Origin of the sequence: Geothrix fuzhouensis, from assembly GCF_024609325.1 — a bacterium.
Classification (GTDB): Bacteria; Acidobacteriota; Holophagae; order Holophagales; family Holophagaceae; genus Geothrix; species Geothrix fuzhouensis.
This window is the reverse complement of sequence record NZ_JANHMQ010000003.1, coordinates 152613-169811: the sequence shown is the minus strand read 5'-3', so window position 1 is coordinate 169811 and position 17199 is coordinate 152613. Positions and strand designations below refer to the sequence as shown.

The following is a 17199-nucleotide window of genomic DNA, read 5'->3' as shown; positions in this document are numbered from 1 at the left end:
TTCAGGAGGCTACGGGCGGGCGCCAGGCCCGGGCCAGCCGGGACGGCAGGAGGGGCGTCCCGCTCAGGCCGAAGAAGTCGCAGAAGCTCATGATCAGGGGCTGCCAGAGCTGGGGGTCGATATAGTCCCCTTCCCGCGGCAGCATCAGGGCCTCGTCGATGTGGACGCGCACCACCTGGGTCTCGATGGCGGCCAGGTGGCTGTCCTCGTCGCCGATCCGGCGAATCCCGCGGACCCGGGCCTCCAGGTGGACGGGGCACTCCAGCGCCCTCGGGGGCTTCACCAGGTCCGCGGGGACCGGGGTCAGGCCCGCGGCCTCGAACTTCCGGGCCTCGTACCGGTAGCCCAGGGCGGCCTTGTAGGGCGGCACGGGATCGCTCCCCGTGAGGAGGGCCAAGCGGTCCACGGCGGCCACCAGCGCCTGGGAAGGGAGGTTGAGGACGCACTCCCCCTCGCGGGCGAGGTTCTCCACGGTCCGTGACCGGCTGCTCATCCCCAGCTGGCAGGTGTCCCCCAGCCACCAGGCCGAGGACATGGGCGCCAGGTTGGGCGAGCCATCGGGATTCAGCGTGCTGATGAGGACCACCGGGGTCCCGAAGTACAGCATCTTCGGACGGACGACCTTGTGCATGGCGCACCTCCCAGGCGGGAGGCGGAAACGGCTCCCGTGGGCCCAGGATCCGGCGCACCGGGGGCCCCGGGCGACCCGGTTCTTGCCGCGAAATAGGTGGCGGTCTGCGGCCTAGCCGAGCAGGGGAAGCCAGGCGGCCTGCTGGGATTTGGGCAGGGTCTTCAAGCGCTCAAGGAGTTTGAGCCGGGCCTGCCAGGATTTGTCGCTGGGAGAAATCGCCCGACCCTGGCGCAGATCTTCGGCGGCCTCATCCCACTTGGCCTGGCCGGCATGGGCCCCGCATAAGGTCAGGTACAGCCGGGCCGCCCGGGACCGAAGGCCGGGGTCATCGGGTTGGGCCCGCAGGAGGGCGTCCATGACCTTGGCCGCAGCGTCCAGATCACCGTCCTGCAGGTGTTTCTGAAATTCCAGGAGGCTCGCCCCTGTGGCACCTCCGGGCAGGGCAGCCCGGGCCTTCTCGAGCAGCTGCGCCGCCGCGGCGTCGCCGGGGTTCTGGGCCAGCACGGTCTGGGCCCGGAAGTAGGCCCGCAGCGGGTCTCTGTCAAGGATGCGTTCCCCTTCGTGGAGGATCGCCGCGGGCGTTTCGGAGAGATCGGGCGACTGGGCCTGCTGGAGCACGGGGGCCACAGCCGCCTGGCGCGCAGCCTTGACGGCCTCCTTCAGCTCCTGGTCCTGGCGGTAGGTATGGAGGGCGTAGAGGCTTCCCGCCAGCACCAGGATGCCCCCTCCGGTCATGGCCCAGACCTTGGGCTCCCGCAGCCAGGGGAGGTTGACGGAGGCCTTCTGCAGGCGGTCCGGAAGGCTGATCCCCTCCCGGGGCGCCGAGGCGGTCCGGGTCATGGAGGCGGGGGGTTCCACCTGGGCGGAACTCGGCATGATCAGGGTGGCGTCCTCTTCCATCAGGGTGATGGGGCCTCGAGTATCCAGTGTGATGCCATGCGCCGTAGGCGACATGGAGGCCTGGGGCCGGCGACAACGTTCGAGGCCCGCCAAGGCTTCCGGATGCCCTGGGGCCAGTTGGAGGGCCTGCTGGTAGGTGAAGGCCGCCTCGTCGTGACGTTGGAGCGACAGCAGGTGTTCCGCCTGCCGGAGCTTCAGGGCCAGGGCCTCTTCGTCGGGAGTCGCAGCGGGGCCTGGCGCAGGGGTTGGCGCGGAGGGCAAGGCTGGAGCCTGGGTCGAGGTCTGCGCCCCCGGCAGCGTCAGTTCCTGTCGGGCCATGCGCAGGTAGCTCTGGATCTCTTCCCGGTGGGGTTCCAGGACAAGTACATGTTCCCATTTGGAAATGGCCTCTTCCGTCAGTCCCATGTCGTAGAGCTGGACGGCTTCCCGGAGCAGCTTGTCCACGTCTTCTTCGGCGGCGGGAGCTGGTTCCTCCGTGGGTGCCGCGGAGGCGGACGTCTGGAGGGGTGAAAGGCCCAGCTCGCGGCGGGCGCCGTTGGCGTAGCCCAGGGCCAGGCTGTGGGTGGGGTCGATGGCCAGCACCTGTTCCCATTTCTGGAGGGCGTCGGGCACCTGGCCCATGTCATAGAGCGTGCAGCCTTCGATCAGCAGCCGATCGGGCTCCATCGATGCGAGGACCGGAGCTGGCACGGGAACTGACGCTGGGGCCGGCGCTGGGGGGGCGGCGGGGCCTGGCGGAGGAATCGGGGCCGGCGTGGGGGGTGGTGGTGCCGCCATCGTAACGGGAACGGGTTCTGGAATGGGTTCAGGGGCGGGCGATGCCGCCGGGGGAGCTGCGGCGGCCGCAGCCTCCCGTTGGGCCTGCAGGTACCCCCGCAAGGCCACCAGGCGTTCACGAGCTTCGGCATGACCCGGTTGCTGCTTGAGGATGGCCTGCCAGATCTGCCCCGCCTTGATGACCTCCCCTTGGGCGAACAGCTGATCCGCCTGGCGGAGGTGGGGCGCATAGGGGTCTGGCGTCATGGCGTCGCTCGGGTTCGGGTCGGTGGAATCGCGGGGCTCAGTGCAGGGGGTATTCGTTGGTATTGCGGATCAGCAGCATGAAGGTGCTGTTCCCGCAGATGAACTCCTGCTGGCTGAGGAGCTGGACCGGACCCGTAATGCGTTCGCCATTGACCTGGGTGCCGTTGGTGGATTCCTGGTCGGTGATCCACACGGTCCCGTCTCCCCGAATTTCCAGCACCGCGTGGCGGCGGGAAGTCTCGGGATCCTGGGTGATGACATCGCCCTCCTCGCGGCCGATGACGATCAGAGGCCGCTCAAGCACCTGCACGGTGGAGGCCTGGGGGCCCGTGAGGAAGGCCAAGCTGAACTTGAACCCCGCCGGCAGGCCGGCCCCCTGAAGGCCTGCGGCCACCAGGATGGAATCTCTGTCCCGGCGGGCTGTGGTGAACGCGGAGGCCATGGTGGATTCGGAGGCAGGATCCTGCTCAGGCATGGGCACCGGCATCGTCAGCGGCATCGTGAGCGGCACCGGAGCCGCCTGGGCGGGCGGAAGGGCTGTCACCGCCGGGTTCGCCACCTCGAACAGGTGGGCACACTTCGGGCACTTGAACCGCTTGGCTCGGGCTTGACCGAACCGGCTGTCGTCGTACTGGAAGCGGGCCTGGCAGGCCGGGCACACCACAATCATCGGGCCCCCGTGGGATCTCTCATGCAGTCTACCGCTACTTCTTCCGGGTGGCGAAGAAGCTGAAGTCGCTTTGCAAGGGGATGCCCTCGGGAAGCTTGAAGCCGGTCACGGCGGGAGGCAGGGGCTGATTGATCCGGAGGGCCCCCAGTTCCACCAGCCAGGAATCCCCGCTGCGTTCGATCCACTGGATCTGCCGGGGCAGCCAGCTCTCACGATCCACCCAGAGGTTGAGATTCTGCATCCGCTTGCGCATGGACAAGGTGCGGGGCGTCATGGCCAGCAGCCAGGTACCCGGCAGGTCCTTCGATTCGCTCAGGTGGATCTGAAAGTATTCCGACAGGTAGCTGAGCTTCTGACCGAGCCCCAGGAACTTACGATTGGCATTCTTGATGATGCCAATCTTCATCAACTCCCCGGACCGGGCCTCGGGGCTGTAGGAGATGAGCGCCTTGGGGGTGAGGTGCAGGATCAGGTCCTCGGGTGGCAGGAAGACGAAGTGGACAAAGTCGGAACCCTGGAGGTAGAGGGTTCCTTTCGTCACGGAGGGCGTTTTCAGGAGGGCTCGCCGCAAGGTCAAGGTGAAGGGGCATTGCAGGGTCTGGACCTGCGCCTGGGCGGCGTCGAAGCGTTCCACGGCCTCGCGCAGAGAGGGCGGAGCGCCCTGAGCGCTCAGGGTCGGGATCAAGGCTGGCAGAGTCAGGAGAACAAGGTGGATCAGGGTGCGTCGTAACATCGGACTCCTTAGGCCACGGCCGGGGTGATGGCGAGGGGTTCCCGTTGGTGAGCCACATGCAAGGCCACCGCGGTTCCCCGGAGGATCTCCTCGGCGGCGAAGCGGGCCAGGCCGGGGTCGTTGTTCGATTCGCTCAAGTGGGCCAGGACCACCTGCTTCAACCGCGAGGAAAGCGCCCGGCCCAGCAGGTCGGCCATGGCGGCGTTGCTCAGATGGCCGACGCGACTCAGGATGCGGGCCTTGAGCTGGGGGGGGTAGTCCCCCTCGCGCAGCATGTCCACGTCATGGTTGGCCTCCAGCACCAGCAAGTCCAGATCCTGGAGGTGGTCGGCCACCAGGGCCGTGGGGTGCCCCAGGTCCGTCACCACGGCGGCGGCGGTTCCCCCGGCCTCGATCCGGTAGGCCACGGGATCCTCTGCATCATGGGGCAACGCGAAGGGCAGCAGGCGCCAGCCGCACCAGTCGCTGGGTCGGCCGGCCTCCACCTCGATCCAACGGGACGGTGAAATGGTGATGCCCTGGATCCGCTCCACGGCGATGCGGGTGGCGGCGGTGGCGAGGATGGCCCAGTCCGTGTTGCGGAGAATCACGCCCACCGCGCCGATATGGTCCGAGTGCTCGTGGGTGAGGGCCAGGGCGCGTACGGTTCCGGAATCCAGACCCAGGATCTCCATGCGGCGACGGATCTGGAGCAGGGAGATGCCGGCATCAATGAGCAGCGTCCGGCCGCCCTCGGAAAGGGCATGGCAGTTCCCCTTGGAACCGGAGGCCAGGGCCGCGTAGTGCATGGCCCAGGATAGCGCCTACACTGACCGCATGAAGCTCTCTCTCCGCGCCTCCACGACCGCCGACCTCGAGACCCATGTGGCCCACCGCCTGGCCCTGTTCCGTGACTTGGAGGCTGGTTCCGAAGAAGGGCTGCGGCGCATGGCTGACACCTTCCGGGTCCAGTTGCGGAACTGGCTGGTAGCGGGCCAGTGCCGGGGCTTCCTCATGGAAGATGATGGCCGTCCCGTGGCCGGCGTGCTGATGCTCATGCGTGAAACCCTCCCCACCCCGGTGACGCCGCTCTCGGTGCGGGGCTACCTGTTCAACATCTACACGGAACCTTCGCATCGCCGCCAGGGCCTCGCCGCGCGCCTCACGGACGCGGCCTTGGACCTGGCCCGGGACATCGGGTTGGAGGTCATGGAACTGCACGCGAGCCTGGAAGCCGAAGGCCTCTACCAGCGCATGGGTTTCGTGCCCACCAGCGAGATGCGCCTGGTGATGGGCGCTGGGATCAAGACCCCGAAGCTGTGGAAGAACCGCCGCTAGGCACCGCACCTTTCCACCGCCACAGTCCGAGCAGGGCCGCGCCACACACCAGGGCGCAGACAGCGCTGGCCTCCAGGCCGAAGGCGCCGCCCGTGAGCCACTCCGGGCGGCCGTGGAAGACCGGCGTCCACCAACCTGGGGCCTCGGTGCCGCTCACGCCGAAGCCGAGGAGGTTGCCCTGGGTCCAGTTCCAGCCCAGGTGGACGCCGATGGGGAGGGCCAGGCTGCCCGTGCGGCGCCAGCAGAAGGCCAGCAGGAGGGACGCCAAGGCGATGTTCAGCGTGGCCCAGGCTTTGGTGGCCCCGACCATGCCCGGGTTGTCCCAATGCACCCACGCGAAGGTCAGGGCGAACACGATCTGGGCCGCCGCGAACCCCAGGCCCCGCACGGCCCGCTGGAAGGCATAGCCACGGAAAAGGAGTTCCTCGAAGCAGGCCACCGCGAGGAAGAACCACGCCCCCTTGACCAGGTCCGTGGGGCCAGTGCCCGGAGTGCGGACCCAATGGAACGCGCCCGACCCGTGGATGAGCGCCGCAGTGGCCAGCATCAGCGCAAACCCGCCCAGGCTGCCCAGGGCGACCTCCAGGAAGAAACGCCGATTGAAGCGGAGGCCGACCTCGGCCAAGCAGGTCCCTTCCGTCCGGACGCAGAGCCAGGTGACCCCAAGGCAGATGGCGACGTCGAACCAGTGGCCCGGAAGCAGGCCCTGCCAGGCCGCCGGCCATAGGCGGGTGAGGGGGGAGGTGCCAAAGCCCACGACGCCGAGGAGAACCGCGAATTCGAGAATCCGCCATCCATTGCGCACGGCGCCTTGGTCATCGATGAACACCCTGCGCATAAGGCTCTCGAAGGCCCCGTCACGAACCAGGTTTCACCGGGGTGGCCGGGGCCGCGGAGAGGGCCTCCAGGTAGGTTTCTGTGGGACGCAGGTCCCACTCCACGTCGAAGGTCACCTGCAGCGCGGGCCCCGCCTTGGACTCCGTTCCAGCCCGCCAGGCCGTGAGGGTGTTGGTTCCGCGCCAACGGCCTGGGTTCCGGGAGTCCGGGCGCATGTCCCAGGTCTGTTCCTGACGACCCGAGTCGTTGGGCTCACCTTGAGTCTCCCGGTACCCGACCAGGTAGAGGCGGCTGGCATCGAGGAAGCCGGACACGGGTGGCTGGGCGGTGCCCTCGACCCAATGGGCCGCAGCCCCCACCTGGAGCAGGTCTGTGGTTCCATCGGGCTTGGCGACCCAGCCCTTGGGCCAGGATTCGGATTCCTTCAGGAGGGTCTTGTCGCCGCCAGAGACGTTCCGGATCTTGATCCGCTGCTTGGTGACCCGGTAGCTCCGCACGATCAGGGGGCCCACGGTCGGGTCCGGGTGGCCAAGCTCCACCGCCTTGAGCAGCGACTCATAGTCGAACATCGTCAGGGTGTTCTCGGCCGCGGCGTGCAGGTTTTCCAGCTTCCCACCCTGGGCCGTGAGCGCCTGCGCGTACTTCCTCATGGCAGTCCATTCGCCCAGGTGGGCGGAGACGAAGAAGCAGTGGACGAGCTCGCGGACATTCAGGTTGGGCTGGGCGGCCACCGCCGGGTAGGCCGTCCGCATCCGGTCGAGGTCCACCAGGTGCCAGGCGATTTCCAGCCGCAGGTCGTCGCGGGAGCGGGCGAGGTCCCCGCCCACGGTTTCGAGCAGGGACCAGGCCTTCAGGAGATCGGCCTGCCCGCGGGCGGCCTGCAGGTAGGTCTGATCCTTGCCGTGCTGGAACCCGCGGATCAAGTTGGTGGCCCAAAGCCAGGTGGCGGCGGCGTAGCGGTCCCTCTCGTTCGCCTTGATGGGATCCATGGCCAGGGCGGCGGCGCGGAGGGGACTGGCGTCCTCGAGATCCTTCTTGCCGGCGGGATCCTGCCGCTCGAGTCGATTCATGGAGGCCATGAAGGCCCGTTCGTCCTGCGCGGAGAGTGCGAGGGTGGCGAAGACGAGGAGGGCGGTACGCATGGGAACTCCCGGGGTGGCGCCATGATAGGACACTTCCCCGTCCAACTTCCGAGTGGCCTCCTACAGGGGGATGTTGCCGTGCTTCTTGGGCGGCATGGTGTCGCGCTTCGTTTCGAGGAAGGCGAGGGCCTTGACCAGCTTCTGGCGGGTCTCGCGGGGGAGGATGACCTCGTCCACGAAGCCATGCTCGGCGGCGATGTAGGGGTTGGCAAACTTCTCGTTGTACTCGGCCACCAACTCAGCTTTCTTGGCGGCAGGATCGGGCGCGTTGGCGATGGACTTGCCGTGCAGCACGTTCATGGCCCCCTCGGCGCCCATGACGGCGATCTCGGCGGTGGGGTAGGCGAAGTTGAAGTCGGTGCGGATGTGCTTGCTGGCCATCACGCAGTAGGCGCCGCCGTAGGCCTTGCGGGTGATGATGGTGATCTTGGGCACCGTGGCCTCGCAGAAGGCGAAGAGCAGCTTGGCGCCGTGGCGGATGATGCCGCCGTGTTCCTGGGTGACGCCTGGCAGGAAGCCCGGCACGTCCTCGAAGGTGATCAGCGGGATGTTGAAGGCATCGCAGAACCGCACGAAGCGGGCGCCCTTCTCGGCGGAGGAGATGTCCAGCACGCCGGCGTAGAAGGCCGGCTGGTTGGCGACGATGCCCACACTGCGGCCATCGATGCGGGCGAAGCCCACGACGAGGTTGGGCGCGAAGGCCTCATGCACCTCGAAGAAGTGGGCGTCGTCCACCACGCCCCGGATGATGTCCCGGATGTCGTAGGGCTTGCTGGGATCGTCCGGCACCACCTTGTCCAGATCCGGGTTCTCCAGGGGCATCTGGTTTTTCGGGGCGCGCCGCGGGGCCTCGCCCAGGTTGTTGCTGGGCAGGAAGGAGAGCAGCTCGCGGGTGTGGGCCAAGGCCGCCAGGTCGCTCGGCGTGACGAAGTGAGCGACGCCAGACTTGGCGGCATGGGTGTTGGCACCGCCCAGTTCCTCCTTCGTCACCTCTTCGTGAGTGACGGCCTTGATGACATCGGGCCCTGTCACGAACATGTAGCTGGTGCCCTTCACCATGGTGATGAAGTCGGTGATGGCGGGGCTGTAGACCGCGCCACCGGCGCAGGGGCCCATGATGAGGCTGATCTGGGGGATGACCCCGGAGGCCAGGGTGTTGCGCAGGAAGATGTCGGCATAGCCGCCCAGGCTCACCACACCCTCCTGGATGCGGGCGCCGCCGCTGTCGTTGAGGCCGACCACGGGGCAGCCCACCTTCATGGCGAGGTCCATGATCTTGCAGATCTTCTTGGCGTAGGCTTCGCTTAGCGAGCCGCCAAACACCGTGAAGTCCTGAGCGAAGATGGCCACGGGGCGGCCGTCCACGCGGCCGAAGCCGGTCACCACGCCATCCCCTGGGATCTTCTCCACGCCCCAGGCCCGGTGGACCATGAGGGCGTCCATTTCCTCAAACGAGCCCTCGTCCAGGAAGGCGGCGATGCGCTCGCGGGCCGTGAGTTTGCCCCCCTCGTGCTGCTTCTGGATCCGGGCCTCGCCACCCCCGGCCAGCGCCTGGGCGTGCTTGGCCTTGAGGATCTCGATCTTCTTTTCGAGGGACATGGGAACTCCCGGGGTACAGAGAACTGGCAGCGGATCTCGTGGGGATCTGCTGCCAGTTTAACCGACCAGATGGCGGAAGCCCCTACCGGATGGGCCGAGGCTGGGTCATGGCCTCCAGGCTGAAGGCTTCATCCAGCTCGGCGGGGGTCAGATAACCCTTGCGAAGGATCAACTCGCGCACAGACGCGCCGGTTTCCAAAGCCTCTTTCGCCACCTCAGTGGCACGTTTGTAGCCGATGGCAGGCATGACGGCGGTGACGATGCCGATGCTGTGTTCCACTAGATCGCGGCAGCGGTCGCGGTTGGCGGTGATCCCCACGATGCATTTGGTGGTGAGCACGTGGACGGCGGCCGTGAGGTTGCGCAGGTTGGTGGCCAGGCTGTAGGCCAGGATGGGCTCCATCACGTTGAGCTGAAGCTGGCCCGCCTCGGCGGCCAGGGTGATGGTGAGGTCGTTGCCGATGACCTGGAAGGCCACCTGGTTCACCACCTCGGGGATCACGGGGTTCACCTTGCCGGGCATGATGCTGCTGCCGGGCTGCATGGGAGGCAGGTTGAGCTCGCCGAACCCGCAGCGGGGGCCGCTGCTGAGCAGGCGCAGGTCGTTGCAGAGTTTGCTGAGTTTCACGGCGGCGCGCTTGACCACGCCGGAGAACATGACGAAGGCACCCGTATCCGGTGTAGCCTCCACCAGGTTTTCCGCCAGCACGACCTCCAGGCCCGTCACCTTGCGCAGCTCATCCACCACGATCTGGGGGTAGCGGGGATCGGCACAGATGCCCGTGCCGATGGCCGTGCCGCCCATGTTCACTTCGAGGAAGAACCGCGCGGTCTCCTGCAGGCGCTGGATGTCCTCTCCCGTGGTGATGGCGTAGGCTTCGAATTCCTGGCCGAGCGTCATGGGCACGGCATCCTGCAATTGGGTGCGGCCCATCTTGATGACATCGGAGAACTCGCGGCCCTTGGCGTGCAGAGCCGCCTTCAGGCGCTCCATGGCGTCGAGCAGGTTCCGCAGCATGAAGATGGTGCTGAGGCGCAGGGCCGTGGGGTAGACGTCGTTGGTACTCTGGCCCAGGTTCACGTGGTCGTTGGGGTGGCAGTGGGCGTAGTCCCCGCGCTTGTGGCCCAGCAGTTCAAGGGCCCGGTTGGCGATGACTTCGTTGGCGTTCATGTTGGTGGAGGTGCCCGCGCCACCCTGAACCATGTCCGTGGGGAAGTGGCCGTGCCAGTGGCCGTCGATGATCTCCTGGGAGGCGCGGTCGATGGCGTCCGCGATGGCAAGATCCAGCAAACCCAGCTGGGCGTTGGCCCGGGCCGCCGCCTGTTTGACCATGGCCAGGGCGCGGATCATGGCGGGGAAATGGCTGGTGGGGGTGCCCGTGATGGGAAAGTTGTGGACGGCGCGGAGGGTCTGCACGCCGAAGAGCGCGTCTTCAGGCACGTCCAGGGGGCCGAGAAGATCCGATTCGTGGCGGGTCCGGCCACTGGCGTAGGCCTGTTCGCGGCCGGTGCGCGGCGTGGCCGAGTAGAGAATGCGCTGATGGAGGACGTTGGCGATCTTGCTGAGCACCGCGATAGCCGCGGCCCCGTTCTGGCCCAGGCTCTGGAGGACGGCCTCGCGGTCCAGGTCCAGCAGCACGGCCGGGGTGAGGGCCTCACCCGTGGCGGTGTGGGTGCTGGCCGCCAGGAAGGACTGCTCGCCCGCCACGTCCCCAGGTCCAAGGATGACCACCGGTTCGGCCCCCTCGCCGTTATCGCGGGTGATCTCCACGCGGCCCTCGGCGATGACCGTGGCCCCCTTCCTTGGTTCGCCCTGGGTGAAGAGGCGTGTTCCTGCGGGAACCTCACGCCAGCGGGCGTCCTTGGCGATCAGGCCAAGGTCCGTGTCGGACAGCCCAGAGAAGATTTCGCAGCGGCGAAGGACAGTCGAAATGGCATCCATGAAAGACCTCCGGCCCGGTCCGAGCCTGGGGCCATGCTACCGGGGCCCTTTTACGATTCGGTCACGAATCCCCGCACTGGAAGACGAGCGAGGTGTTGATGCCGCCAAAAGCGAAATTGTTGGAGATGAAGCAGACCGCTTTCAGCTCGCGGTGGTCGAACTGGATGTAGTCCAGGTCGGCACAGCGGGGATCAGGCTCGACCAGGTTCAGGGTGGGGGCGATGCGCCCGGCTCGGGACATCTCGATGCCCATCCACGCTTCGAGGGAACCGCAGGCGCCCAGGGGGTGGCCCATGTAGCTTTTGAAGGAGGTGATGGGGACGCGCCTCTGGAAGACATCCCGCGTGGCGTGGCTTTCGGCGATATCCCCGTACTCCGTGGCAGTACCATGGGCATTGACCCAGTCGATGGCGTCGGGGTGGAGGCCGGCATCGGCCAGGGCCAGGCGCATGGTTTCGGCCATGGTTGGCCGCTGGGGCTGGGTGATGTGGGCGCCATCCGAGTTGGTCCCGAAACCCCGTACCTCGGCGTGGATGCGGGCGCCACGGGCCAGGGCATGCTCCCGGTCCTCGAGGATGAGCGTGCAGCCGCCTTCCCCGACCACCAGCCCGTCGCGATCCCGATCGAAGGGCCGGGGGGACTGGTCGGGGGCGTCATTGCGCTGGCTGGTGGCGTACAGGGTGTCGAAGACGGCCGCCGTGAAGACGGACAGCTCGTCCGACCCCCCCGCCACCATGATGGTCTGGCGGCCCTCCCGGATGCATTCGTAGGCGTAGCCGATGGCCTGGCTGCTGCTGGTGCAGGCGGTGCTGGTGGGGATGACGCGGCCCGTGAGGCCGAAGTACACCCCGATGTTGACGGCGGCCGTGTGGCTCATGGCCTGGATGTACCCGGTGGCGCTGAGGCCGCCGATCCGGCCCGACGCCAGGCTGCGGCCCAGGGACACGATGGGATCCACGCTGCCGAAGGAGGAACCGTACGCCACGCCGACCCGCCCGCTCCCCAGGATCGCGTCGCCCAGGAGGCCGGCATCCTGCAGGGCGAGTTCCGTGGCGCGGACGCCCAGGAGGGCTACCCGGCCCATGGAGCGCACCATCTTTCGCGGGTAGTGGGCCGGGACCTCGAAGCCTTCGATGGGCACGCCGAGCCGCGTCTGAAGCTCGGGATACTGGTCCCACTGCCGCATGACCTTCACGCCATTCCGACCCGTGGATACGGCGCGGTCGATGGCCTCCCAGGTCTCGCCGAAGGGGGTGACGCCCCCCATGCCGGTCACCACAACGCGGCGCATCAGACCATGCCCCCGTTCACCCCGATGACCTGGCGGGTGATGTAGCCCGCAGAGTTCGAACAGAGGAAGCCGACGAGGGCGGCCACATCCTCGGGCTGGCCGACCCGGTTCATGGGAATGGCCTGCAGGGCATGCTCGAGCACCAGCTCGTCCACCAGCTCGGATTCGATGAGCCCGGGCGCGATGCAGTTCACGGTGATCCCGCGGCTGGCCACTTCGACTGCCAGGGCCTTGGCGGCCCCGATCAGGCCCGCCTTCGCCGCGCTGTAGTTCACCTGCCCGCGGTTGCCGACCACGCCCGAGACGCTGGAGATGCACACGATGCGTCCTCCCGAGCGGGTCTTGATCATGGGGATCAGGAGCGGCTGGACCACATTGAAGAAGCCGTCGAGGCCCACACCCAAAACCTGGTCCCAGTCCTCGCCGCTGAGGGCCGGGAAGGCCCCGTCCCGCGTGATCCCCGCATTGCACACGATGCAGTGGTAGGGGCCGTCGGCGGCGACCTTCACCTCAAGGAGGCGCCCGGCTTCCGTCCGGTCGGAGACATCGAAGGCGATCCAGTCGGCTTCACCCCCCGCCGCGCGGATGGCGTCCACCACCACTTGGGCCTCATCGACGCGGCTGCGGCAGTGCACGGTCACGCGGTACCCATCTCGCGCCAACCGGTGGGCGATGGCCCGGCCGATACGGCCGCTACCGCCCGTGACGAGCGCGTTCCTGGGGGTGTCGGAGGAGGGTGGGTTCATGGGACTTCGATGGCCTTTAACGTAGCACGGGCAAGGATGTCGGCCCCGTCCCGGACCAGGCAGGCGAAGGCGCTGGGGCCGAGGTCATCGATGAAGATGAGTCGGGCTTCGACTTCGAATTCGGTGCCCACCGGGAAGGCCGGTACCACCGTTTCGAAGCGCCGGGTCCCCAGCAGGAAGCCGACCCGGGGCGCGCGGCCCGCCCGGAGATGGCGGGAACCACTGAAGGCCGAAGCGGCCTGGGCCATCCACTCAAGGGCGACCCACGCCGGGGCCTCGCCGCGTTCATCCAGGTACCAGGCGCCCGGTGCCACGCGGACGCGGGCGAGGCAGTGCTCGTCGGATCGTTCGAGGATCCTGTCCAGGAGAAGGGACGGCCCCCGGTGGGGGAGCAGCGTCTCTGGAGTGGGCTGTTCCCGGCTCATCGGGCGGGCCCCAGGATCAGGCTGAGGTTGTTGCCACCGAAGGCGAAGGCGTTGGACATGCAGATCCGGGATCCACGGTAGGCGGGGAAGGTGGCGCCGTTCTGGGTGAGCCTGAGGGCCGGGAGTTCGGGGTCGGCCTGGCCGTCCCAGCGGTGGGGAGGCAGAAGGCCCTCGGGGTTCCATACGTCCTGGGCCAGGAGCCAGCAGAACGCCAGTTCCGTGGCGGCGGCGGCCCCGAGGAGGTGCCCGGTGAGCGGCTTGGTCCCACTGCAGTCCACGCCATCAGGGAAGATGGCCGCGGTGGCGCGGCTTTCCATTTCATCGTTCTTCACCGTGGCCGTGGCATGCAGGTTGAGGTAGCCCACCTCCAGACCTGGACCCGCCTCGGCCAAAGCCGCGCGCATGGCCGCTTCCGCGCCGGCGCCGGAGGGATCCGGCGAGGAGATGTGGTACGCGTCGCTGGAGGCTCCGGCGCCTAGGAAGGCGATCTCCGCGGGCTCCCGGCGGAGGATGAACAGGGCCGCACCTTCCCCCACATTGATCCCGGCGCGGTTCCGGCTCATGGGATTGCACGGGGCCGGCGAGACGGACTCCAAGGAGGCGAACCCGTTGAGGGTCAGCCGGCAGAGCGAGTCCGCGCCGCCCGTGATCACCGCGTCGCAGAGGCCGAGGCGGAGCAGGCTCCGGGCGGTGACCAGGGCCTTTCCGCCGGACGTGCAGGCCGTGGAGACGGTGAGGGCGGGGCCCTGGAGCCCCAGGTATGCCGCCAGGAACGGGGCCAGGCGACCGATCTCCTGCTGCTGGTAGTGGAAGTCGCCGGGAAGGGTCTGGTGCTGCCGGTGATGGGCGACGGCCCGCTCGGCGGCTTCGATGCCTGAGGTGCTGGTGCCGAGCACCACGCCGACGCGATGGGCGCCGTGGCGGCGGATCTCCCGGTCCACGTCGTCGCGGATCTCCTCCAGGGCGAGCAGGGCCAGGCGGGTGTTCCGCGAATCGTCCGCGGCGAAGCGGCTGGGCAGGGGCTCCAGGGGACTCCGCACCCGGCCCACCCGGGCCGTGCGCTCGGGCAGCCAGCCCGATTCCTCGACCAGTCCCGAGGTGTCTCCGCGCAGCAGCCCAGCGGCCACCTCGCGCTTGCCTCGCCCCAGTGCGTTGACGAGGCCCAGGGCCGAGAGGTAGCAGGGGGCTGCGAGCGCGGTCATCCGAGCGCCCGCTCGATGGCGGCGATCATGCCAGGAGGGGTGCCCGGGCAAAGCTCTCCGGTGGCCGAATCGATGGGCAGCTGCCGGGTGCGGCCGCGCGTGAGGCGCTCGCCGGTGGTCTCGTCCCGCACGGTGTAGGCAATGCCGATGCGGAACTCGTACTCCTCAAGGTAGGCCTCCACCAGAATCCGCTGCCCGTACCGGAGGGGCCGGATGTACTTCACCTCGCAGGTGACCACGGGCCAGGCGCATCCGGTGGCCAGCATGTCCGCCACGTCCAGGCCGGCACGGCGCATGAGGGCGGTGCGGGCGATCTCGAAGTACTTCAAATAGTGCCCATGCCAGACGATCCCCATCGAGTCCACATCGTGGAAGGGGATTTCCAGGGTCACGGAGGTCTGCAGGAAGGTCATGGTCGGGGATCAGGCGGTGGTGTTGCGGTGGGCGGCAGGGGCGGAAGGGAGCTCGCCTCTCCCCAGAAGTCATAGAAATTAAACCATTGGAAGGGCGTCTCCCGGCACCGGGTCTCGACCGCCTGGGCATAGCGCTCGAGCCAGGTCCGGAGGGCGGCCTCCCTTCCCTTGCGGGGCAGGTCCACGCGGTCGGCGAAGGGCTCCATGTGGATCCGGTACCGGGGTCCATCTTTGACACAGAAGAAAAGGTAGACGGGGCATTGGAGCAGGTGCGCGAGGAAGAGCGGTCCGATGGGGAAGGGGGCCTCGCGACCCAGGAAGGGGATGGCGAGGGTGCGCCCATTCTCGGAGGCGGGGGGGCGGTCTCCGACGATGAAGAGGCTTTCGCCGCGGGCGATGCGCTCCTCCAGCAGCAGGGCGGTTTCGGGCCCGGCCTCCGCCACGTGGATGAGGTTCGCCGAGTATCCAGGGTTGATCCGGCTTAGGAGTTCCTGGAAGCGGATGACGTGTTCGGAGTAGATCACGGCGTTCAGGCCGGAGATGCCGCGGGCCGCGCCCAGCCCCCGCAGCATGTCGAGGTTGCCCAGGTGGGCGCTGAGGAAGAGGGTGCCTCGGCCGGAGTGGACGAGCGTCTGGAAGGCCTGTTCTTCAGGGAAGACCACCTCGGCGTCACTGGCGTCCATCCAGGCCAGGAAGCGATCCACATAAGACAGGGCGAAGGTCCGAATGTGCCGGTAGCGCGCCCGCATTCCCGGTTTCGTGGGGAGATCCGCGAGCGGGCCCGCGTACGCGAAGAGGCGATCGAGGTACTGGCCCGAGGCCCGGCGCGCGGAGCGGCCGGTCAGGAAGAAGTAGGCGGCCAAGAGCTCGGTGAGCCAACGGAGGCCGCGCGCGCCGGTCAGACGGAAGACCAGGTGAGCGGCCCGCAGGCCCAGGGCGGTGCCCCGTTCCTGGATCTTGGTCCACTGGTGGTCGCGGGGGGCATTGCCGCGCCAACGCCGTGCGACCAGGGTCGGCAGGCGGCGGAGCATGCCCAGCACCAACCGAGTGTGCATCCGGGTCAGCCGCAGGTTGTCGCGGAGCAGGTGGAAGTGGGAGACGCCATCTTCCGGGTAGATCACTCTGACCGGAGCGTTCACCACCGGTACGCCCTCCCAGTGGAGGCGCACGATGGTCGCAGTGTCGAAGTCCATGCGGGCGGGCAGCGTCGTGCGCGAAAGGACCCGAAACATGGCATCGAGCGGATACAGCCGGAAGCCGCAGAGGGAGTCTCCGATGTCGAAGGAAAGGGTCTCCAGCCAGACCCAGGCGTGGGTGAACCACCGCCCGTACTTGCGTGCCGCTGGAACAGAACCGTTGTAGACAGGAACCCCCGCGATCACCGCGTCGGGCCGCGCCGCGCCCAGGGCGAGAAACGGGGCGATGGCCCCGGCATCGTGCTGGCCGTCCGCATCCACCTGGAGGGCATGGGTGAAGCCCTCGGCCTGGGCGCGGCGAAAGGCCTCCACCACGGCCGCGCCCTTGCCCCGGTTGTCAGGCCACCGGGACAACCGGAGGCCGGGGTGGGCCATGGCCACAGCCTCGAGCTGGAGCCGGGTGGCCTCATCGCTGCCGTCGTCGTGAAGGAAGAGGGGGTGTCCGCAGGTCAGGAGGGCGTCGAGCGTCCGGCCCAAGGCTGGGCCCGGGTTGTAGACCGGCACCACGAGACAGGGGCGGAAGGTCATGGGGCCGGCGTGTAGACGAGGGTGCCCCCGGATTTCGGCCCGTGGCTCCCGATGTACCGGAACCGCAACTGCCTGGCCGCAGGCTCCCAATCCAGGCGCAGTTCCAGGGGTTCGTCCGGAAGGATGGGGGACTGGAACTTCAGGTGCTCCAAGCCCCGGAAACATCCCAGGGGGCCGAAGGTCTCTTCCCCGAGGCGAGCGGCCCAGTCGACTTGGATGAGGCCGGAGAGGATGGGCTGGCCGGGAAAGTGGCCGGAGAAGGCCGGGTGTCCGGGTTCTACGCGCAGTGAGTATCCCCCGGGAACCGAAGGCAGCGCCTCCAGCGCCTGGGGGTAGGGGATCACGACAGCATCTTTTGGAGCGTCGCCACCACGTCCCCCACGGTCCGCACGTCCTTGAATTCCTGGGCGCTCACGCGGCGCCCCGTGAACTCCTGCAGTTGGATCGCGAGCTCGACGGCGTCGATGCTATCCAGGTCCAGATCCTTGAACAGGTGGGAGTCGAGATGGATGGACTCGGGGTCCAGCTGGAAAGAATCGGAAAGGACGTCGCGCAGCTTGCTGAAAATGTCCTGCTCGGTCATCACCATGGCGGTACTCCGGAA

At 68.0% G+C, this 17199-nt stretch carries 18 protein-coding genes; 1 reads left to right on the top strand and 17 read right to left on the bottom strand.

Features of this window, described 5'->3' with window-relative positions:
* Position 1: 1 nt before the first annotated feature.
* The 5 genes from NOV74_RS12195 to NOV74_RS12175 form a co-directional block, all read right to left on the bottom strand.
* A complete protein-coding gene (locus NOV74_RS12195; protein ID WP_257312848.1) occupies positions 2 to 631 on the bottom strand; it encodes a flavin reductase family protein in 630 nt (209 codons plus the stop codon).
* Positions 632 to 742: 111 nt separating this feature from the next.
* The gene (locus NOV74_RS15375) at positions 743 to 2554 is read right to left on the bottom strand and encodes a tetratricopeptide repeat protein (protein ID WP_306672470.1); all 1812 of its coding nucleotides are present in this window, start codon (positions 2552 to 2554) and stop codon (positions 743 to 745) included.
* Between the two features lie 37 nt (positions 2555 to 2591).
* Complete coding sequence (locus NOV74_RS12185) at positions 2592 to 3224, bottom strand: FHA domain-containing protein (RefSeq protein ID WP_257312845.1); 633 nt, start codon at positions 3222 to 3224, stop codon at positions 2592 to 2594.
* Between the two features lie 34 nt (positions 3225 to 3258).
* A complete protein-coding gene (locus NOV74_RS12180; protein WP_257312843.1) occupies positions 3259 to 3957 on the bottom strand; it encodes a LolA family protein in 699 nt (232 codons plus the stop codon).
* Positions 3958 to 3965: 8 nt separating this feature from the next.
* Complete coding sequence (locus NOV74_RS12175) at positions 3966 to 4745, bottom strand: MBL fold metallo-hydrolase (RefSeq protein WP_257312840.1); 780 nt, start codon at positions 4743 to 4745, stop codon at positions 3966 to 3968.
* On the opposite strand from NOV74_RS12175, the gene NOV74_RS12170 reads away from it, so the two are divergent.
* Complete coding sequence (locus NOV74_RS12170; protein WP_257312838.1) at positions 4744 to 5274, top strand: GNAT family N-acetyltransferase; 531 nt, start codon at positions 4744 to 4746, stop codon at positions 5272 to 5274. The two genes, NOV74_RS12175 and NOV74_RS12170, sit on opposite strands and share 2 nt — an antisense overlap.
* Here NOV74_RS12170 and NOV74_RS12165 read toward each other — a convergent pair.
* From NOV74_RS12165 to NOV74_RS12110, 12 genes are all read right to left on the bottom strand, one after another.
* Positions 5240 to 6112: a CPBP family intramembrane glutamic endopeptidase gene (locus NOV74_RS12165; RefSeq protein ID WP_257312835.1), complete on the bottom strand. Its 873-nt coding sequence runs from the start codon at positions 6110 to 6112 to the stop codon at positions 5240 to 5242. The genes NOV74_RS12170 and NOV74_RS12165 overlap by 35 nt on opposite strands.
* Before the next feature lie 19 nt (positions 6113 to 6131).
* Complete coding sequence (locus tag NOV74_RS12160) at positions 6132 to 7253, bottom strand: hypothetical protein (protein ID WP_257312834.1); 1122 nt, start codon at positions 7251 to 7253, stop codon at positions 6132 to 6134.
* A gap of 60 nt (positions 7254 to 7313) precedes the next feature.
* Positions 7314 to 8852, bottom strand: coding sequence for an acyl-CoA carboxylase subunit beta (locus tag NOV74_RS12155; RefSeq protein ID WP_257312831.1), 1539 nt, complete (start codon positions 8850 to 8852; stop codon positions 7314 to 7316).
* 82 nt (positions 8853 to 8934) lie between these two features.
* A complete protein-coding gene (locus tag NOV74_RS12150; protein ID WP_257312829.1) occupies positions 8935 to 10794 on the bottom strand; it encodes an aspartate ammonia-lyase in 1860 nt (619 codons plus the stop codon).
* A 61-nt stretch (positions 10795 to 10855) separates the two neighbouring features.
* A complete protein-coding gene (locus NOV74_RS12145; protein ID WP_257312826.1) occupies positions 10856 to 12085 on the bottom strand; it encodes a beta-ketoacyl-ACP synthase in 1230 nt (409 codons plus the stop codon).
* Positions 12085 to 12831 (bottom strand): 3-oxoacyl-ACP reductase FabG, encoded by a 747-nt coding sequence (gene fabG / locus NOV74_RS12140; RefSeq protein WP_257312823.1) that lies wholly within the window; start codon positions 12829 to 12831, stop codon positions 12085 to 12087. The genes NOV74_RS12145 and fabG overlap by 1 nt, the downstream gene beginning before the upstream one ends.
* On the bottom strand, positions 12828 to 13256 hold the full coding sequence (locus NOV74_RS12135) for a hotdog family protein (protein WP_257312820.1): 429 nt from the start codon (positions 13254 to 13256) through the stop codon (positions 12828 to 12830). The genes fabG and NOV74_RS12135 overlap by 4 nt, the downstream gene beginning before the upstream one ends.
* Complete coding sequence (locus NOV74_RS12130) at positions 13253 to 14458, bottom strand: beta-ketoacyl-[acyl-carrier-protein] synthase family protein (RefSeq protein WP_257312818.1); 1206 nt, start codon at positions 14456 to 14458, stop codon at positions 13253 to 13255. Before NOV74_RS12130 ends, NOV74_RS12135 begins: the two co-directional genes overlap by 4 nt.
* Entirely contained in the window at positions 14455 to 14871 is a 417-nt protein-coding gene (locus NOV74_RS12125; protein WP_257312814.1) for an acyl-CoA thioesterase, read from the bottom strand. The genes NOV74_RS12130 and NOV74_RS12125 overlap by 4 nt, the downstream gene beginning before the upstream one ends.
* On the bottom strand, positions 14868 to 16595 hold the full coding sequence (locus NOV74_RS12120) for a glycosyltransferase family 2 protein (RefSeq protein WP_257312811.1): 1728 nt from the start codon (positions 16593 to 16595) through the stop codon (positions 14868 to 14870). Before NOV74_RS12120 ends, NOV74_RS12125 begins: the two co-directional genes overlap by 4 nt.
* Positions 16592 to 16939, bottom strand: coding sequence for an ApeI family dehydratase (locus tag NOV74_RS12115; protein ID WP_257312808.1), 348 nt, complete (start codon positions 16937 to 16939; stop codon positions 16592 to 16594). Before NOV74_RS12115 ends, NOV74_RS12120 begins: the two co-directional genes overlap by 4 nt.
* On the bottom strand, positions 16936 to 17178 hold the full coding sequence (locus tag NOV74_RS12110) for an acyl carrier protein (RefSeq protein WP_371748453.1): 243 nt from the start codon (positions 17176 to 17178) through the stop codon (positions 16936 to 16938). Before NOV74_RS12110 ends, NOV74_RS12115 begins: the two co-directional genes overlap by 4 nt.
* Positions 17179 to 17199: the final 21 nt, after the last annotated feature.